Here is a 17,734-nt window from a genome sequence, read left to right on the forward strand (position 1 = left end):
TGGCGCCCTCTTGGCTTAGTGGCGATGCCCCAGGTGCGAATGCGCTTCGGCATGTGAGTGTTCACTCGGCTCCGGCGCCCGGTTGATGCCGCAGTCCGGCGTCTCACAGTGCCGGTACTCCATCTGAATGGTCACGTGGCCAATCTTGTAGTGTTCCAACAGATAAGCCTGAATGCGTTGCAACAGCCCATCGTGGTCATGCGGCGGGATCACCTGCGCATGCAGCGTCATCAGCTTCTGTTCGCCGATCTGCCAGACGTGTACGTGGTGGATATTGCGCACTTCCGGGATGTTCAGGCACAGGTCTTTTTGCAGCTTGGCGATGTCGACCTCCTGCGGCGTGCCTTCCAGCAGCTCGTGGAAGCTCTCCTTCAGCAGCCGCCAGGCGCTGCGCAGCACCAGACAGGAGACCAGCACCGACAGGATCGGGTCAATCGGCGTCCAGCCGGTGGCAAGAATGACAATGGCGGCGACGATGGCCCCCACCGAGCCGAGCAGGTCGCCCAGTACATGCAGCGCGGCCGCCCTCACGTTGATATTTTTCTCTTCGTTGCCGCGATGCAGCAGCCAGAAGGCGAACAGGTTCGCCAGCAGCCCCGCTATGGCGATGATCAGCATCGGAGTGCCCATCACCGGCTGGGGTTCGAAGAAACGCCGTATCGCCTCCCACAGGATGAATACCACGATCACCAGTAGCGCCGCGGCGTTGAGGAAGGCCGCCAGGGTGGTCAGGCGAAGATAGCCAAAGGTGTGGCGCGCGTTGGGCTTGCGCTGGGAAAAGTGCACCGCCATCAGCGCCACCAGCAGCGCGGCGGCATCGGTCAGCATGTGCCCCGCGTCGGCCAACAGCGCCAGCGAGCCGGATAACAGGCCGCCGACCACCTCGGCCACCATAAAGACGGCGGTGACTAAAAAAGCGGTCAGTAGGCGTTTACTATTACTGTCTTTCGGCAGGTGTACGTGTGGAGTGTCCGACATTATTCATCCTTATGCATAGCGAAAGTGGGGGCGGCGGCGAGCAGAGCGTCCAGCTCCGGTTCTATCTGCGCCACTAACGCCTTTAATTTAGTATAAGCGGCGGCGGCAAGCTCGCCCCGACGTGCGGTTTCCACCAGTTGCTGGCACAGCTGCGCGGCTTCCGGCAGCTGCAGCATCAGCAGGCTGCCCTTGATGCGGTGCGCCGCCTGTTCCAGGCGTGACCAGTCGCTCGCGGCGACGGCATCCGCGAGCCGCTGCCGGTCTTGCCGCAGCGTGTCGCTGAGCGTCTGCGCCAGCCGCTGCAGCATGGCGCGATCGCCGCCCGCCATGTCGGCCAGCGTTTGCCGCAGGTCAGTAAGGACTAACTTTTCTTCCTGAACCTGCGGTTGCTGAGCCAATACCTGGCCGATCGCCGCCAGTGAAATCGGCTTGGTCAGGAAGTGGTCGATCGCCACCAGCCCTGGCGGGATGCGGGTAAACTCCTGCACGTCTGCCGAGCAGAGCACGATGCGGCAAGGCGGGCGCCGTAGCCGCTGTTCGTCGCGGCGGATCAGCCTGGCCAGCGTCAGGCCGTCCGGGCGCGGCATGTTATAGTCGATAAACAGCAGATCGAAAGGCTGCCGGCGCTGAGCCTTCAGCAGCGCATAGCCTTGTTCAAAGCGGGCCGGCTGCAGCCCGAAGTGGCGCAGCTGGCGTTCCAGCAACAACAAATTGGTGGGATGGTCGTCGATCAGCGCGGTACGCAAGGCGGAAGACGGCAGAGCAAAGGTGCGCTCCTCCTGGGCGCCAGCCGTCGCGGCGCCGCTCAGCTCGACCGGTATCGCGACCTCGACGCGGGTGCCGACGCCCGGCTGCGAGTGCAACTCGATGCGGCCGCCCATCTGTTCGACGATTTCTTTGCAGATCGACAGGCCCAAACCGGTACCTTGCACCGAGATGCGTTGCGCGCCGCGCGCGCGGTAAAACGGTTGGAACAACTTGCCTACCTCATCGGCGGCGATGCCGCAGCCGCTGTCGTTCACCGTTAACTGCAACTCTCCCCGTCGTTCATCCTGTGCGCGCCAGCCGACGTCGACCTGAATGGCGCCGCGCGGCGTGAACTTTATCGCGTTGTTTATCAGGTTGTTAGCCACCTGAAGTAAACGCTCACCATCAATAATCACCGCCTCCGGCAGCGCCGGATCCGCCACCACGCTCAAGGTCAACGGCCGTTCGCCGATAAGCGGCCGGTAAAGGGCGTCGATGCGCGCGACCCAGGGGCGCAGCGCCACCGGTTTCGGCGCCAGCGTCAACGACCCGGTTTCCAGCCGCGCGTGATCCTGCAGGTCGTTGAGCAGGTTGAGCAGCGATGAGGCCGAACTGTAAATCACCGGCAGGCCTTCCGGCGCAGGTTGGCGTTTGAGCTCCAGTTCCAGCAGGCCGAGGATGGCGTGCATCGGCGTGCGCAGTTCATGGCTGACGGTGGCGAGGAATTTGCTCTTCATGCGATTTTCCGCTTCGGCGCGGCGGCGCGCCTGCTCGAGCTCTTCGCGTTCGCGTTTTTCACGGCGCTGCAGCATGAAACGGCGCAGCGTCAGCGCCAGCAGCAGCACGGTGGCGGCGGCCAACAGCGCCAGCAGCCAGGTGGTCTGCGGCGGCATGCGGTTGTCGTTCACCGCGTCGATCAGGTTGCTGCGGTCGACGATCCACTCGTCGCGCAGCGATTGCAGGGTATCCGCCGGGATCTGCATCAGGTTCTTATCGAGGATCGCCAGCAGCAGCGGTTGATCGCGGCGCACGCCGAAGGCCACCGGATAGGGGATGTTGTTGGCGGCGAAGGCCAGCTTGATGGCGCCGGAATAGCGCGACAGCGCCAAAAAGTTGGCGGAGATGACGTTATCCACCAGCGCATCCAGCTGGCCGTTGGCCAGCGCGTCGTACATCGATTTGCTGTCGGCGAAGCTTACGGTCTGTTCCTGCTCCGGCACCAGCCCCTGAGCCAAATCGCCCTGCAGTACGCCGATGCGCTTGCCGGCCAGATCGCCCCAGGTCGAGACGCCGTTGGCATACTGGCCGACGTAAACGCCCCACAGCGAACGGTGGATCGGCATGCTGGCGCCGTAGCGCGCCTTGACGCCGCGCGCCAGCGGCAGGGCGGCGCGGAAGCTGGCCTGGCCGGATTGCACCAGCTGATCGGCCTGCTCGGCGTTGCGCGCCCACAGCGGCGCGAAACGCAGCCCGGTGTTTTGCGCGATGATGTTGAGAATATCGATGGCATAGCCGCGCGGCTGGCCGTCGGAACCGCGGTAGGCGAACGGGAAGTTGTTCTCGATGGCGGCGTAGTAAACCACGCGGTGGCTCGCCACCCAATTCTTCTCCATCGTCGTCAGATCGGCATTGCCGGTATCGAGGTAGCTGGGGATCTTTTTGCTCCAGCGGCTCTGCAGGGCATTCATCAGTTCCATCGGCGCGTCGGCGATGGCGGTGTCCAGCGTGTCTATCAGGCGCGGGTCGGCGGCGGCGAACACGAAGGAAAGGTTGCCCAGGTTCTCGTTGCTTTCAATCTGATAGAGCTGGCCGAGCTGCAGCTGGTCGATGATAAAGCTGGCGCTGGCCTCGTCGGCGATAAAGTAGTCGCTGCTGCCGTTCAGCAGCGAATAGACCGCCTGCAGATTGTTGTCGTAGCGCTGGATCTGCGACGCCACCGCCTGCAGGGCGCCGCCGGACTGCATGTCGGTCAGCGCGCCGATCGCGACGCGGGCGTTGGCGGAATTGAGCATCACCGGCCGATCGTTGCTGCGATCGCGCAATACGCGCAGGTTGCTGACGTAGTAAGGCTGGGAGATCTCCAGCCCGTGCAGCGCTTCGCTCTGCGGGATGCCGTACAACAGATCGACCTTGCCGTCGTGCAGCGCCTGCTCCAGCTGGGTCAGGTCGGCGAAGCCGTAAATGGCGAAGCGGATGCCGGTTACCTGCTGGATATAGCCGAGGTAGTCGGCGTTCAGCCCATACAGATCGTCATCCACAATGATGTTGTACGGGCTGGTGTTCTCACTGATGATGCCGACGCGCAGCGTGCGGTCGCGCCAGGGATTTTTCTCGCCGACGATCAGCATATTCTCGGGGGGATTCAGGTTGCTGACCAGCTGATAGCGCACCGGCTCCGCCGCCTGCGCCAGGCCGCACCACAGGATCAGCAGCAGCAGGGCGCGGCGCATCATGGCGCCAGCTCTTTAAACACCGCCACCAGCTCCAGCAAATTGCCGGCGCCGGTTTTGCGCTGGATGTTTTTCTTGTGCGTGCTGACGGTCTTGTTGCTGATGTGCAGCCGGTCAGCGATCTGCAGGTTGGACAGCCCCTGGCTCAGCAAGCCCAGCACCTCGAGCTCCTTGGGCGTGAGCAGCCCGCCGTCCGCCGTCGGCGCCTCTTCGGCCAGCGCGGCAGTGGGGAAGCTGGTTTCACCGTCCAGCACCTGCTCGATCGCCTGCACCAACTCCGCCAGCGAGCTGCCTTTATTGACGAAACCGTCGGCGCCGGCGGCATGCGCCATGCGCGCATACACATCGGCCTCTTGCGCGGTATAGATCAGGATCTTTTGTTGCGGGTAGTGGCGGCGGATTTTTTTCAACAGCTGCAGCCCGTCGACCTGCGGCAGGCCGATATCCAGGATCACCAGGCCGAAAGCGGCCTCGGCCAGCAGGGCCAGCGCCTGAACGTCGTCCTGCGCCGCCTGCAGGCGGTAGGCGCGGGCTGATTTCATTAGCGCCGCTTCCAGTGCGACATGAACCACCGGGTGGTCATCAACTAATAACAGAGAGGGCATGTTCAACTCGGGTCACTTTATATTCCGATCGCTAGCATAGCGAAAAAGGAGGCTCTGCGCTCCCCTGATGAAACAGCACAATCTGCTGTTAATTTGGCGGTTCCAGCGGCGGGGGGCAAAGGTGATTTACAGCGCCATTCTCACAGGCTAGATTGTTGGGATCTACACCGTTACGCACTGCGAAAGACCCCACGATACCGAATGGAAAAGCTATGAATTACCAAAACGACGATTTACGCATTAATGATATTAAGGAACTCCTGCCGCCGGTGGCTTTGCTGGAGAAATTCCCGGCCACTGAACGCGCGGCAAAGACGGTGTCCCAGGCCCGCAGCGCAATTCACAATATCCTCCGCGGCAGCGACGATCGCCTGCTGGTGGTGATTGGCCCTTGCTCCATCCATGATACCCAAGCCGCCAAAGAGTACGCGGGGCGCCTGCTGGCGCTGCGTGAAGAACTGAGCGGCGAGCTGGAAGTGGTGATGCGCGTGTACTTCGAAAAACCGCGCACCACCGTGGGCTGGAAAGGCCTGATCAACGATCCGCAGATGGACAACAGCTTCAACATCAACGACGGCCTGCGCCTGGCGCGCAAGCTGCTGGTGGAGATCAACGACAGCGGGCTGCCGGCCGCCGGCGAATTCCTCGACATGATCACGCCGCAGTACCTGGCGGATCTGATGAGCTGGGGCGCCATCGGCGCGCGCACCACGGAATCGCAGGTGCACCGCGAGCTGGCCTCCGGCCTCTCGTGCCCGGTCGGCTTCAAGAACGGTACCGACGGCACCATCAAGGTGGCGATCGACGCCATCAACGCCGCCGGCGCGCCGCACTGCTTCCTGTCGGTGACCAAGTGGGGCCACTCGGCGATCGTTAATACCAGCGGCAACGGCGACTGCCACATTATCCTGCGCGGCGGCAAAGAGCCGAACTACAGCGCGGCGCACGTGAAGGACGTCAAAGCCGGCCTGAGCAAAGCCGGGCTGCCGGCGCAGGTGATGATCGACTTCAGCCACGCCAACAGCAGCAAACAGTTCAAAAAACAGCTGGACGTGAGCGCCGATGTTTGCGGGCAAATTGGCGGCGGTGAAAAAGCGATCATCGGCGTGATGATCGAAAGCCACCTGGTGGAAGGCAACCAGAACCTCGAAAGCGGCGAACCGCTGGTTTACGGCAAGAGCGTGACCGACGGCTGCATCGGCTGGCAGGACACCGAAACCGTGCTGCGCGATCTGGCGGCGGCGGTAAAAGCGCGCCGCGGATAACCGCAAACAATGAAAAGGGCCCGATAGCGGGCCCTTGTTTTATCTTTGCCATTGCACTTCTCTGTATTCCACGACTTTAAGGCTTACAGTTAATGGGCCAATTAAGTCATTAAGCGACCCCCTTCGCATTATTCCTATTTAAGAAAAGAATAATTGTCACTGCTCGCGGCATTGTGCTTATATAAGACGCTTTTTTTATTCCATAAACCCCGCAGGCCTAATAAGTGGGGAGTGGTATGACCTTATTCCTTTCAGGATGAAAGAATTATGACAAACAATACCTCGCAGCCGCTGGGGCTGCACCGGATTAAATTCCATGGGAAAGGTGGTGAGTACTTCGCTATTTGGTTAGTCAATGCATTATTGACCGCCCTGACCCTGGGCATCTATTCCGCCTGGGCGACGGTGCGCCGTCGCCGCTATTTTTACGGCAACACGGAATTGGACGGCGATCGTTTCGACTACCATGCACAACCGCTGCAAATTCTGAAAGGGCGGCTGTTGGTGATCGGCGGCATCATCGTGTTTTATATCTTGCTGGCGATAACGCCACTGTTGGGGCTGCTGGCTTTGCTGGTGTTGCTTGCCCTGCTGCCGTGGATCGTTATCCGCAGCTGGCGCTACAATGCGATTATGTCGAGCTATCGCGGCGTGCGTTTTAATTATGTCTGCCGCACCGGGCGCGCCTATTGGGCTTTACTGTTCTGCCCGTTATTGCTGATTATCGGGCTGTATGTCGGTCTGATCATCTTGCTCGGCATTGGCAGCGGTCTTGGCAGCATCAACGCCATCGCTTTTATGCTGGTGCTGACGTTGATTTTGGCCGTGCCGGCATTTGCGGCGGTAAATGGTATTATTAGCGCACTGCAGCATGATTTGTACGTTAATAACCTGTTCTTCGGGCGCACACCGTTTATTGCCGAACTGAAGAAATCGGCCTTTATCAAATTTGCCTTGATCGGCCTGCTCATATTCCTGCCATTTATGTTGGTCGCGTTGGTGTGCATCGGTTCGTTCTTCTTTACTCTCTATCAGATGGTGTTGATGGGTCTGTTGACCAACGAAGCCATTGATGTGCTGGTGCTGGACAATATCAGCAGCCTTCTGCTGATGATGGTGGTGCTGTTAATCGGCGCGCTGGTGGCCAGCAGCTACCAGGTCGTTGCCCAGCGCAATTATCTGTTTAACCAGGCAAGGCTGAACGGCGACATCAAGCTGCATTCCTCAATGAAAACGCTGCCATACATGGGATTGTTGATCACCAATACCCTGATTACCCTGTTCTCGCTCGGTTTGGCGACGCCGGTGGCGGAAGTGCGTCATGCCCGTTATCTGGCGGCCTGCACGGCGGTTGAAGGCGATCTGGCGCTGCTGGACATTACGGCGCATCAGGAAAGCGCCAACAGCGCGGTGGCCGAAGAAGCGCTGCAGGCGCTGGATCTGGGCGGCAACTTCTGAGGCGCCGATGATCCTTGAAGGCGCTTATCAGTTGCCGGGACGGGCCGCACGTGAGGCGGCTCGTCTGCTGGTGAACGAAAGCGGCGAAGGCGTGACGTTGCAGCGGCAGGATGAACAGCGTTACATCCCGCTGACGGACATCACCGTTTCTGCCGCGCTGGGTAATATTCCGCTGACGCTCACCTTCAAGGGCGGCGGGCGCTTTGTGCCTGATGACGACGCAGCCTTTCGCCGCTGGTTCTATCAGCGCCGTTCGCCAGGGTGGGTGCATCGCCTGGAACGCCATAAACGCGGCGTCGCTCTGGCGCTGCTGATGACGCTGCTGGCGGTAGTGGCTTACGTTTACGTGGTGCTGCCGTGGGCGAGCAGCGAGATCGCCATGCGCATCCCCACCTCGGTGGAACAGACGCTGGGCAAACATACGCAGACGTTTTTGGACCAGAGCGGCTTCGCGCCCTCTGCACTGCCGGCCGAGCGGCAACGGGCGTTGCAGCAGCTATTCCGGCAGGTGATGCCGGCCGAGATGCGCCAGGAGCGCACGCCGCTCTCGCTGAAGCTGATGGCGGCGCCCGGTGCGCCGAACGCCTTTATGTTGCCCGACGGCACGCTGGTGCTCAGCGATAGCCTGGTCACCTTGTCAAAAAACGACGATGGCCTGGCGGCGGTGATGCTGCATGAGATGGGGCATCACGCTCATCGTCACCCGATGCGCATGTTAGTGCGTTCGTCACTGGTGGCGTTGACGCTGATGTGGATGACGGGTGACGTCAGCGGCATCGGCGATACGCTGCTGCAGTCTGCGTCCTTCGTGAATGAGATGCAGTTTTCTCGCGGGATGGAGCGTGAGGCGGATGCGTTTGCGATAGCGGAAATGCAGCGCCAGGGGCGTTCGCTGGCGGAAATGGCGGCGATCTACCGCGCGTTGGCGCAGGCGCCTGAACGAGAAAAGACCGATGACTGGGCGCTGCCTGCCTGGCTCAGCACCCATCCGGCGATGCAGGAACGGCTGGACGCGGTGAATGAGGCGATGGCGCAGCAGCAATAAAAAAGCCCCCGGTGAAAACCGGGGGCTTTTTCGTGAACGGGCGAAATTACTTCGCTTTACCCTGGTTCGCTACGGCCGCCGCTTTTGCTGCGATCTCGTCGGCGTTACCCAGGTAGTAACGTTTGGTTGGCTTGAAGTTCTCGTCGAACTCATACACCAACGGCACGCCGGTTGGGATGTTCAGCTCGAGGATTTCATCTTCGCTCAGGTTATCCAGGTATTTCACCAGCGCGCGCAGGGAGTTGCCGTGCGCCGCAACGATCACGCGCTCGCCGCTCTTGATGCGTGGCAGGATCTCTTCGTCCCAGTAAGGGATAACGCGATCGATGGTCAGCGCCAGGCTTTCGGTCAGCGGCAGCTCTTGCTCGGTCAGCGAAGCGTAGCGCGGATCGTGGCCAGGGTAACGTTCGTCTTCTTTGGTCAGCTCAGGTGGGGTCACCGCAAAGCCGCGACGCCATTGTTTCACCTGCTCGTCGCCGTATTTTTCCGCGGTTTCCGCTTTGTTCAGACCCTGCAGCGCGCCGTAGTGACGTTCGTTCAGCTTCCAGGATTTTTCGGTTGGCAACCAGGCCTGATCCAGCTCGTCGAGGATGTTCCACAGGGTGTGGATCGCGCGCTTCAGTACGGAGGTGTAAGCGAAGTCGAAAGTGAAACCTTCTTCTTTCAACAGCTTGCCTGCTGCTTTCGCTTCGGTGCGGCCCTTGTCGGACAGATCAACATCATACCAACCGGTGAAGCGGTTTTCTTGGTTCCACTGGCTTTCGCCGTGACGCACCAGAACCAGCTTAGTTACAGCCATAGCTTAACTCCTTAATAATCTGACATTTCAATGATAACGAAAATCATTATATTGCCGCGGGCCGGGGCTCGGCAATCGATAGTGTCTAACCATAGCCAATTTCTTGCCGCAAAGTAAGGGCTGGCGAAAGGAAAAAGCTGAATCGTTCAGGCTGAGGCGGAAGGGGGAGAAACGGCACGTCGGAATCGCTCCGGACGCGCCGTGGCGTAGGGAAAATCAGGCAGATTTTTTCAGGCAGTTGCTCATGAAGGTTTTACGCGCGTCGCCCTTCAGATCCTTGGTCTTGGCGTCGGCGTTGCAGCTTTTCATTTTCTGCTGCTGCGGCGTCAGGGTTTTGCCGGACGCAGCGGCGCCTTCGGACTTCAGGCAGGTGCTCATAAAGGTGGAGCGATCGGCGCCTTTCAGCGACTTGGTGGATGCCTGCTGGTTGCAATCGGTCATGCGTTTCTGTTGGGCCGCCTGCGCCGGCGAAGGCGTTTTCGTCGCCGTCGTCGCGTCGGCCGCCATCAGATTGGTGCTCAGCATTAAGCCCGCCAGCAATGGAAGTGCAGTAATCAGACGCATAGGTGTTCCTTCAGCTATTGATTGGCCGCCATCGGCCGAAAATTGTGACGTTGCACAAGGCGTTGTGCTTATCACGGTAGCCTGAGTGTAGTGCGCGCTTTGGAATAAGGGAAGGTGGGCGCCGGTGGGGGGATGGCGCTAAAAGGTAAGCATTTATAACAAATTGCCCCCGGCCGCACGGCGAGGGGCGTAGCGGGTCAGATAGGATAAAACTGATAATGCGTGGCGCTGCGGTAGCGGCTCCCCGGTTGCAGCCAACAATCCGGCTGCGGCCACTCGGGGTGGTGCGGGCTGTCCGGCAAAAACTCGCTCTCCAGCGCCACGCCGGCATGGTTGGCGTAGCTGCCGCCATCGCGCGCCGGCGTGCCGGCCAGATAATTGCCGCTGTAGAGCTGCAGCGCAGGCGCGTCGGTGAACACGCTCATTTGCACTTGCCCGTCGGCGGACCACAAATGCGCCGCCGGGCTCTCCAGCGCCCCGCAGGTACGATGCAGCAGAAAGGCGTGATCGTAGCCTTTTACCCGCTGCTGGTCGCAATCGCGCAGGAAATCCTGCAGCAGCGTTTTCGGCTGGCGGAAATCCATGCCGCTGCCGTCCACCGGCGTCAGATCGGCGCAGGGAATGCCCTCGGCGTCAACGGGCAGATAGCGATCGGCGAACAGCTGCAGCCGTTGGGCGCGGGCGTCGGTGCCGGCGCCGTCCAGATTGAAATAGGCGTGGTTGGTCAGATTGACCGGGCAGGGGCGATCGACCTGCGCCAGATAGTTGATTTCCAGGCGATTATCCGAGGTCAGGCGGTAACAAACCTGCACGTCGAGATTGCCGGGGAAACCCTGATCGCCCTCCGCCGAATGCAGCGCATAGCAGACCTGCTGCGCATCATGCTGCACCCGGCGCCAGCGGCGGGCATGAAAACCGTCGGGACCACCGTGCAGCTGATGGGCGCCCTGATTGGCGGCCAGCGCATGGGGTTTCCCGTCGATGGGCAGACTGGCGTTGGCGATGCGGTTGGCGTAACGGCCGACGGTGGCACCCAGATAGGCGCCCTGACGTGGGTAGTCCGCCGGGCTGTGGCAACCTAGCAACAGCTCGCGCTTTTCACCGGATTTGAGCGGCAAGACGGCGGACAACCAGGTGGCGCCCCAGTCCATCAGCGTCACCGTCATGCCGCCGGCGTTTTGCAGCAGTGTCAGCTGGTAAGGTTGCCCATCGGGCGCCGCTTCCGTGCTCACCGTCAGCATGGGCCGGCCCCCTGCGAAGCCTGGCAGACATAGAAGGTTTCCTGCAATCCGCCGGTTTGCCGCGGATACTCGTGCGCCACGGCGGCACGCACTGTCTCCACGAGATCCTGCGGCACCAGCGCGACGATGCAGCCGCCAAAGCCGCCGCCGGTCATGCGCACGCCACCGCGCGGGCCGATCGTCGCTTTGACGATCTCGACCAACCGATCGATCGGCGGCACGGTGATTTCAAAGTCATCGCGCATCGAGGCGTGGGATTCCGCCATCAGCCGTCCCATGCGCTGCAGGTCGCCGGCCGCCAGCGCGTCGGCCGCCGCCAGAGTGCGGGCGTTCTCGCTGATGACGTGCCGCGCGCGTTTGGCCACCAACGGATCCAACTGATGTTGACGCGCTGCAAACTGTTCGGGGCTGACGTCGCGCAGCGCCTTGACGCCGAAGAATCGCGCCGCTTCTTCGCACTGTGTGCGGCGGGTGTTGTACTCGCTGTCCACCAGCCCGCGCTGCACATTGGAGTTGACGATCACCACCGCGACGTTGTCCGGCATCGGCACCGCGCGGGTCTCCAGCGAGCGGCAGTCGATCAGCAGAGCGCTGTCGCGCCGGCCGAGCGCGGAGATCAGCTGGTCCATGATGCCGCAGTTGCAGCCGACGAACTGGTTCTCCGCCTCCTGGCCGTTCAGCGCCAGCGCCACGCCGTCCAACGGCAGCTGATAGAGCGCCTGCAGCGCCTGGCCCACCGCCACTTCCAGCGCGGCGGAGGAGCTGAGCCCCGCGCCCTGCGGCACATTGCCGGCAATCACCAGATCCGCGCCGCCGAAATCGGCGTTACGGCGCTGAAGGTGCTTCACCACGCCGCGGACATAGTCGGACCAGCGCTGATCGGGATGGCTGACGATCGGCTCGTCGAGCGAGAATTGATCCTGCTGATTCTGATAATCGGCGGCCAGTACGCGGATCTGGCGGTCGTCGCGCTTGGCGCAGGCGATGACGGTTTGGTAATCGATGGCGCAGGGCAGCACGAAGCCGTCGTTGTAATCGGTATGCTCGCCGATAAGGTTCACCCGCCCCGGCGCCTGGATGGTCAACGCCGGCGCGTAGCCGAAGTGTTCGGTAAACAGGGAATGGGTAAGCGGTTTCAGGCTCATGCTTGGGCTCCGGCTTCACGGTAATGAATATCGCTGACGGCGCGCAGACGCTCTGCGGCCTGTTCGGCGGTCAGGTCGCGCTGGGTTTCCGCCAGCATCTCGTAACCGACCATAAACTTGCGCACGCTGGCTGAACGCAGCAGCGGCGGATAGAAATGGGCGTGCAGCTGCCAGTGCCGGTTGTCGGCACCGTTGAACGGCGCGCCGTGCCATCCCATCGAATAGGGGAAGGAACACTGGAACAGGTTGTCGTAGCGGCTGGTCAGCTTCTTCAGCGCCAGCGCCAGATCGCGGCTTTGCGCCGCACTGAGATCGGTAATGCGCTGCACCTCCGCTTTCGGCAACAACAGCGTTTCAAACGGCCAGGCGGCCCAGTAGGGCACCACCGCCAGCCAGTGTTCGGTGTTCACCACAATGCGCTCGCCTGCGGCCAGCTCGCGCTGCGCATAATCCAGCAGCAGCGGGGAGGCGTGTTCCCGAAAATAGTCGTGCTGCAGGCGATCTTCGCGTTCGGCCTCGTTCGGCAGAAAGCTGTTGGCCCAGACTTGCCCGTGCGGGTGCGGGTTGGAGCAGCCCATCGCCGCGCCTTTGTTTTCGAACAGCTGTACCCAGGGATAGTGCTTGCCCAGCTCATCGGTTTGCGCCTGCCAGGCGGCGACCACCTGTTCCAGCGCCGGCAGCGCCAGTTCGGGCAGGGTTTTGCTGTGATCGGGAGAGAAGCAGATCACCCGGCTGACGCCGCGCGCGCTCTGGCTGCGCATCAGCGGATCCTGGCTATCGGGCGCCGGTGGCGTATCGCTCATCAGCGCGGCGAAATCGTTGGCGAAAACATAGGTACCGCGATAATCCGGATTGCGATCGCCGGTGACGCGCGCATTGCCCGGGCACAGGAAACAGTCGGGATCGTGCGCCGGCAGCGTTTCCGTGGGGATTGCCTCCTGCTGGCCCTGCCAGGGGCGCTTGGCGCGGTGCGGTGAAACCAGCACCCACTGGCCGCTGAGCGGGTTGTAGCGGCGGTGCGGATGATCGATAGGGTTAAATTCCGTCATACGGTTCCTTTCTTGGCGCCGACGAAAGTGTAATCGCTTCCAATTACCGTCTTGAGACGCCCGTTGCTGAACAGGGAGAGGCTATTGCGCAGAAAGATAGCACGCCCGCGGCGGTAAAAAGGTGATCTAACGCGAAAAATGGAATCGTTTACACTTCATTGAAAAGCGCAGGAAGGGCGAAGAAAAGCGGGCGATAACGTGATTGAGGGCATTGCGGTGAGGTGCCGGTGATAGCGTTTTCACCCGACCAGCCGGCAGAGAGGGGGCTCTCTGCCGGCTTCAGCCGCTAAGAATGCTGGTACAGCGGATAGGTGAAGAACAGCAGATGGGTCAGGTTAAGCCCGAAATGGAACAGAATCGGCACCCACAGACGGCCGCTCCACATCCACGCCAGGCCGTAGATCACCCCGGCGAGGGTCGCGAAGATCACCATCAGCGTACCGCCCGCCAGATGCGCGGCGCCGAACACCAGGGAGGCGACGATCAGCGCCGGCCAGGCGCCCAGCCACTGGCTGAGACGCTGTTGCAGGTAGCCGCGAAACAGCGCTTCCTCGGCCATGCAGACGAAGAACAGGTTTGCCATCACGAAAGGCAGGATCCAGGCGGGCGCATGCAACTCGATTTTTAAGCCGCCCAGCGCGACGGCCAGCAGCAACAGCGCCGGCACGGCCAGCAGCAGCGCAATCCAGCCCGTTTTGCCGGCGTTGCCGCCGCGTTCGGCGGAAAACAGCGTGGGCAAGCAGGCGAACAGCAGGAAGGGCACCATCGCCTTATCGAAGTTGTAATACATGGTGAACGGTGCGCTGAGCGGGCCGGCTTTTTCGCCGTCGATCATCAACTGATTGTGGATGCCCGGCACCAGGTGCAAGAACAGCGCCACGCAGCCGGCGACCACCAGCCCTTCGAGCGCAATCGCCAGATTACGCTGCTCGCGAAAATGGTGGCGCAGCCCCGCCAGTGCCACGATGGCCAACAGGCAACCCAGGCTGAGCGGCGTCAGTACCCCATGATAAAGCCCCATGCCCGCCGAGGCGGCCAGGATCACCCAGGCTATCAGCCGATTGAACGGCAAGAAAAATAACGAAGCAGCCAGTACGCCCCACATAATATGTCCCTTTAAATATGTACACGGCGCTCAGCGCCTTTGCGGCGTGCGATGATGGCGAAATTGAGCGCTAGAGCGGATAGTAGCACACCAAGATGACGCTAAAGGTCGGGGCAGTGATGCATTTGTGCATGATGCCGGCCCACACGACCGGCGGCGATGAGGGTTAGCCTTTCATCCATGCCTGCGAACGGGTGATTTCGGCCAGGTTTTGCAAGGTATCGAGGCTTTGCTGGTGGATCTCCTGCGTGGGGGCCGCGCACAGATCGTGCAGTACGGTCACCTGAAAGCCGGCGTCGTGCGCCTGCCGCGCGGTGCTCTCGATGGCGAGCGGCGTGCTGACGCCCGCCAGCAGCAGATGGTGGCACCGATGTTGCCGCAGCCAGGCTAACAAATTGTTACCGGAGAAAGCGCTGACTGCCGTTTTTTCAAACTGCAGATCGGTCTCTTCCTGATGCAGTTCGGGCATCCAGCGGCAGCCCGGGCCGTTTAACCGCAGCGCGCCGATCTGCTTGAGATGGTTGAACAGCGGCGAATGGGGCGGAATGTCATGATAATCGTCGGCGAATCCCACCCGCACCCAAATCACCGGGATTTTTCGCACCCGGGCATAGGCCGCGGCGGCATTGACGTTGGCGAGCAGGTGGGTCGCTGCCACCTGTTCGTGGCAGTGGTTGGCGCGCCCTTTGGGCCCGATCAGATCTTCGATCAGGTCGATGATAATCAACGCAGCGGACATGGCGTCTCCAGAAATGGCCTTCTTCCTTTCTATGATAAAAGGCCAAATGTGATGTGCTGCGGTGAAGTGTTGCCGGATATGTTTACGCCGCGTTTCAGGCGGAGGCCGCCTCCAGCCGTTGCTGTTGGTAACCATAGCCGCCTTCGCCGTCGGGCACGAAGCTGAGGCGGTGAGTGATGCACTGCGGCGCATCTTCGGCATGGTGCGAGACGAACAGCAGCTGGGTGGCGCCCTGGCCGATCAGCACATCGATGAAGCGGCGCACCAGCTGGCGATTGAGCGGATCCAGCCCCTGCAGCGGCTCGTCGAGGATCAGCAGCGCCGGGTGTTTCACCAGCGCGCGGGCGATCAGCGCCAGCCGCTGTTGGCCCCAGGAAAGGCTGTGGAACGGGGCGTCACCGCGCGCGCCGTTGACCCCGAGCAGCGCCAGCCATTGCTCTGTCAGCTGCCGCTGACGATCTGAAACCGCCTGATAAATGCCGATCGAATCGAAAAACCCTGACATCACCACGTTGCGCACGCTGGTGTTGACGCGATAATCCAGATGCAGGCTGCTGCTGACGTAGCCGATATGGCGTTTGATTTCCCAGATGGTTTCCCCGCTGCCGCGGCGGCGGCCGAATAGCGTCAGATCGTTGCTGTAGCCCTGTGGATGATCGCCGGTGATCAAGCTGAGCAATGTGGATTTGCCGGCGCCGTTCGGGCCGACGATCTGCCAGTGTTCGCCGGGATTTACCTGCCAGTCGAGGTGATTGAGGATCGGCCGATCGTTATAGCTGACCACGCCGTCACGCAGGACGATCAGCGGCCGATCCGCCGGCAGGGCTACTTTTTGCGTCGGATCCTCGGTTTCCGGCAGCGCCAGCCCGTTGAGATTTTCGCTGTGCGCCAGCTGCGCCACCAGCGCGTCCGCCATCACCTGGCTGCGCGGCCCGCGGCTGGTCAGGGTGCAGTCCGCCAGCACGCCCACCCGTCGGACAAAATCCGGGATTTCGTCGAACCGGTTGAGCACCAGCACCACGGTTTGGCCCTGGGCGGAAAGCTCGCTCAGCAACGCGGCGAGCTGCGCGCGTGAGTGCAAGTCCAGCCCGTCGAAGGGTTCGTCGAGGATCAGCAGGTCGGGCTCGGGCATCAGCGCCCGGCACAGCAGGGTCTTGCGCGTTTCGCCGGTGGAGAGGTATTTGAAGCGGCGCGTCAGCAGGGCGGTGATGCCGAACTGTGCGGCCAGCCGCTCACAGCGCGCGGCGTCTTTCACCTCTTCCTGAATGATCTCAGCCGCGGTGCGGCCGGTGTCGTCTTCGTCCGCGCTGAGCAGATCGGTGTTGTTGCGTTGCCACTCGTCGCTGACCATTTTTTGCAGCTGTTCGAAGGAGATGCGCACCGCGTGCTGAAAGTCGCTGCGGCGCTCGCCGCCGAGCAGAACCAGTTCGTCGGCCAGCGCCCGCGCCAGGGCGGATTTGCCGCTGCCGTTGGCGCCGACGAAGGCCCAGCTGTCGCCGGCCTGGATTTCCAGCGCGTCCAGCGTCAGGGTGCGGGTATCGCTTAAGCGGAATGAACCTTGCGAAATGTGCAACGACGACATCACCTGTTCCTTTTTTTGCAATTATTTGCCTTAGAAATAGGCGCATTGCAGGGGGATGTCAATCAACAAAAATGCAACGTTACGTTGCGCTTAACACAACGTGGCGACAATCACGTGGTCGGCGTTGAACAGGGCGTGTACGGCGGCGCCGACGCTCAGTTGCAGACGCTGCAGCTCCGCCGTCGTCAGCGTGGCGCACAGGGTTTCGCCCCCCGCCAGCGTCACCAGCACCTCGCTGTGTTCGGCGCCTGGCTGAATGCCGGCCACCACGCCCGCCAGCGCGTTATCCGCGCCGGCATGTTCCGCCGTCTCGACGCTTAACCGCACCCAGGGCGCCTTGATCAGCGCCAGCACCTCTTTGCCCGGCGTCAGCTGCAGCCGGTCGGCGCTTTGCTGGGTAATGGCCGCCGTCAGGCGAGTGCTGCCGTCGTTCAATAAAATCGCCAGGTGCTGCTGCACCTGCTGATGATCGCGTTCGATGACGGTACCGAAGAATTGATTGCGCGCGCTGGTTTGCAGCGAGAAGCGCGAGATGGCCGCCAGCAGGCTGTCGAGCGGCAGATCGTCCTGCTGCAACACGTCGAAGGCCTTTTGCTGCACCTGGCCCAGCAGGTCATACAGCTGGATCAGCCGCTGGCCATAGCGCGTCAGCTGTGCGCCGCCGCCGCCTTTCCCGCCGGTGGCGCGGTCCACCACCGTTTGTTCCGCCAGCTGGTTCATCTCATTGATGGCATCCCAGGCGCTTTTGTAGCTGATGCCCGCCAGCTTGGCGCCCTGGCTGATGGAGCCGGTGTGCTGCACCTGTTTCAGCAGCGCGATGCGGCGCGGATCGGCGAACAGCTTTTGCTGGAGTTTGAGAGTCAGAAGAATTTCGGCCTGCATAGCGCATCCTGTCGGCGGCAAAAATCTTATTGTCGCCGATTTGGCGGCAAAGCGCCAAACGCAGTGCGCTGGAGAGCGGG

General features: G+C 61.6%; 15 protein-coding genes. 3 read left to right on the forward strand and 12 right to left on the reverse strand.

The window, feature by feature from the left end:
- Positions 1-15: 15 nt before the first annotated feature.
- Genes zitB through GT753_RS01945 form a run of 3 tightly spaced genes read right to left on the reverse strand, consistent with a single transcriptional unit; the run spans position 16 to position 4,780 of the window.
- Positions 16-978, reverse strand: a complete 963-nt coding sequence (gene zitB / locus GT753_RS01935; protein WP_015376984.1) for a CDF family zinc transporter ZitB — start codon at positions 976-978, stop codon at positions 16-18.
- Positions 978-4,178 carry an ATP-binding protein gene (locus GT753_RS01940; RefSeq protein WP_021504599.1) on the reverse strand — a complete coding sequence of 1,067 codons (3,201 nt, stop codon included), beginning with the start codon at positions 4,176-4,178 and terminating at the stop codon, positions 978-980. Before GT753_RS01940 ends, zitB begins: the two co-directional genes overlap by 1 nt.
- A complete protein-coding gene (locus tag GT753_RS01945; RefSeq protein WP_160125202.1) occupies positions 4,175-4,780 on the reverse strand; it encodes a response regulator transcription factor in 606 nt (201 codons plus the stop codon). The genes GT753_RS01940 and GT753_RS01945 overlap by 4 nt, the downstream gene beginning before the upstream one ends.
- A gap of 212 nt (positions 4,781-4,992) precedes the next feature.
- Here GT753_RS01945 and aroG point away from each other — a divergent pair, with 212 nt between their 5' ends.
- The 3 genes from aroG (at position 4,993) to GT753_RS01960 (ending at position 8,548) form a co-directional block, all read left to right on the forward strand.
- Positions 4,993-6,045: a 3-deoxy-7-phosphoheptulonate synthase AroG gene (aroG, locus tag GT753_RS01950; RefSeq protein ID WP_015376987.1), complete on the forward strand. Its 1,053-nt coding sequence runs from the start codon at positions 4,993-4,995 to the stop codon at positions 6,043-6,045.
- A gap of 267 nt (positions 6,046-6,312) precedes the next feature.
- Complete coding sequence (locus tag GT753_RS01955; RefSeq protein ID WP_015376988.1) at positions 6,313-7,503, forward strand: YjgN family protein; 1,191 nt, start codon at positions 6,313-6,315, stop codon at positions 7,501-7,503.
- Between the two features lie 7 nt (positions 7,504-7,510).
- Positions 7,511-8,548 carry a M48 family metallopeptidase gene (locus tag GT753_RS01960; protein ID WP_004939835.1) on the forward strand — a complete coding sequence of 346 codons (1,038 nt, stop codon included), beginning with the start codon at positions 7,511-7,513 and terminating at the stop codon, positions 8,546-8,548.
- Positions 8,549-8,594: 46 nt separating this feature from the next.
- On the opposite strand, the gene gpmA is transcribed toward GT753_RS01960, so the two are convergent.
- From gpmA to modE, 9 genes are all read right to left on the reverse strand, one after another.
- Positions 8,595-9,347: a 2,3-diphosphoglycerate-dependent phosphoglycerate mutase gene (gpmA, locus tag GT753_RS01965; protein ID WP_004939834.1), complete on the reverse strand. Its 753-nt coding sequence runs from the start codon at positions 9,345-9,347 to the stop codon at positions 8,595-8,597.
- 216 nt (positions 9,348-9,563) lie between these two features.
- On the reverse strand, positions 9,564-9,911 hold the full coding sequence (locus GT753_RS01970; protein ID WP_028127665.1) for a PsiF family protein: 348 nt from the start codon (positions 9,909-9,911) through the stop codon (positions 9,564-9,566).
- Positions 9,912-10,108: 197 nt separating this feature from the next.
- Positions 10,109-11,152: a galactose-1-epimerase gene (gene galM / locus GT753_RS01975; protein ID WP_160125203.1), complete on the reverse strand. Its 1,044-nt coding sequence runs from the start codon at positions 11,150-11,152 to the stop codon at positions 10,109-10,111.
- Entirely contained in the window at positions 11,146-12,297 is a 1,152-nt protein-coding gene (gene galK / locus GT753_RS01980; RefSeq protein WP_160125204.1) for a galactokinase, read from the reverse strand. Before galK ends, galM begins: the two co-directional genes overlap by 7 nt.
- Entirely contained in the window at positions 12,294-13,346 is a 1,053-nt protein-coding gene (gene galT, locus GT753_RS01985) for a galactose-1-phosphate uridylyltransferase (protein ID WP_160125205.1), read from the reverse strand. The genes galK and galT overlap by 4 nt, the downstream gene beginning before the upstream one ends.
- 286 nt (positions 13,347-13,632) lie before the next feature.
- On the reverse strand, positions 13,633-14,451 hold the full coding sequence (locus GT753_RS01990; protein ID WP_049242100.1) for a CPBP family intramembrane glutamic endopeptidase: 819 nt from the start codon (positions 14,449-14,451) through the stop codon (positions 13,633-13,635).
- Between the two features lie 166 nt (positions 14,452-14,617).
- Positions 14,618-15,190: a cysteine hydrolase family protein gene (locus GT753_RS01995; protein ID WP_049242102.1), complete on the reverse strand. Its 573-nt coding sequence runs from the start codon at positions 15,188-15,190 to the stop codon at positions 14,618-14,620.
- A 94-nt stretch (positions 15,191-15,284) separates the two neighbouring features.
- Positions 15,285-16,772: a molybdate ABC transporter ATP-binding protein ModF gene (modF, locus tag GT753_RS02000; RefSeq protein WP_160125206.1), complete on the reverse strand. Its 1,488-nt coding sequence runs from the start codon at positions 16,770-16,772 to the stop codon at positions 15,285-15,287.
- Positions 16,773-16,862: 90 nt separating this feature from the next.
- Positions 16,863-17,654, reverse strand: a complete 792-nt coding sequence (gene modE, locus GT753_RS02005) for a molybdenum-dependent transcriptional regulator (RefSeq protein ID WP_015376996.1) — start codon at positions 17,652-17,654, stop codon at positions 16,863-16,865.
- Positions 17,655-17,734: the final 80 nt, after the last annotated feature.

Origin of the sequence: Serratia sp. Z4 (genome assembly GCF_009900725.1) — a bacterium.
Taxonomy (GTDB): domain Bacteria; phylum Pseudomonadota; class Gammaproteobacteria; order Enterobacterales; family Enterobacteriaceae; genus Serratia; species Serratia nematodiphila.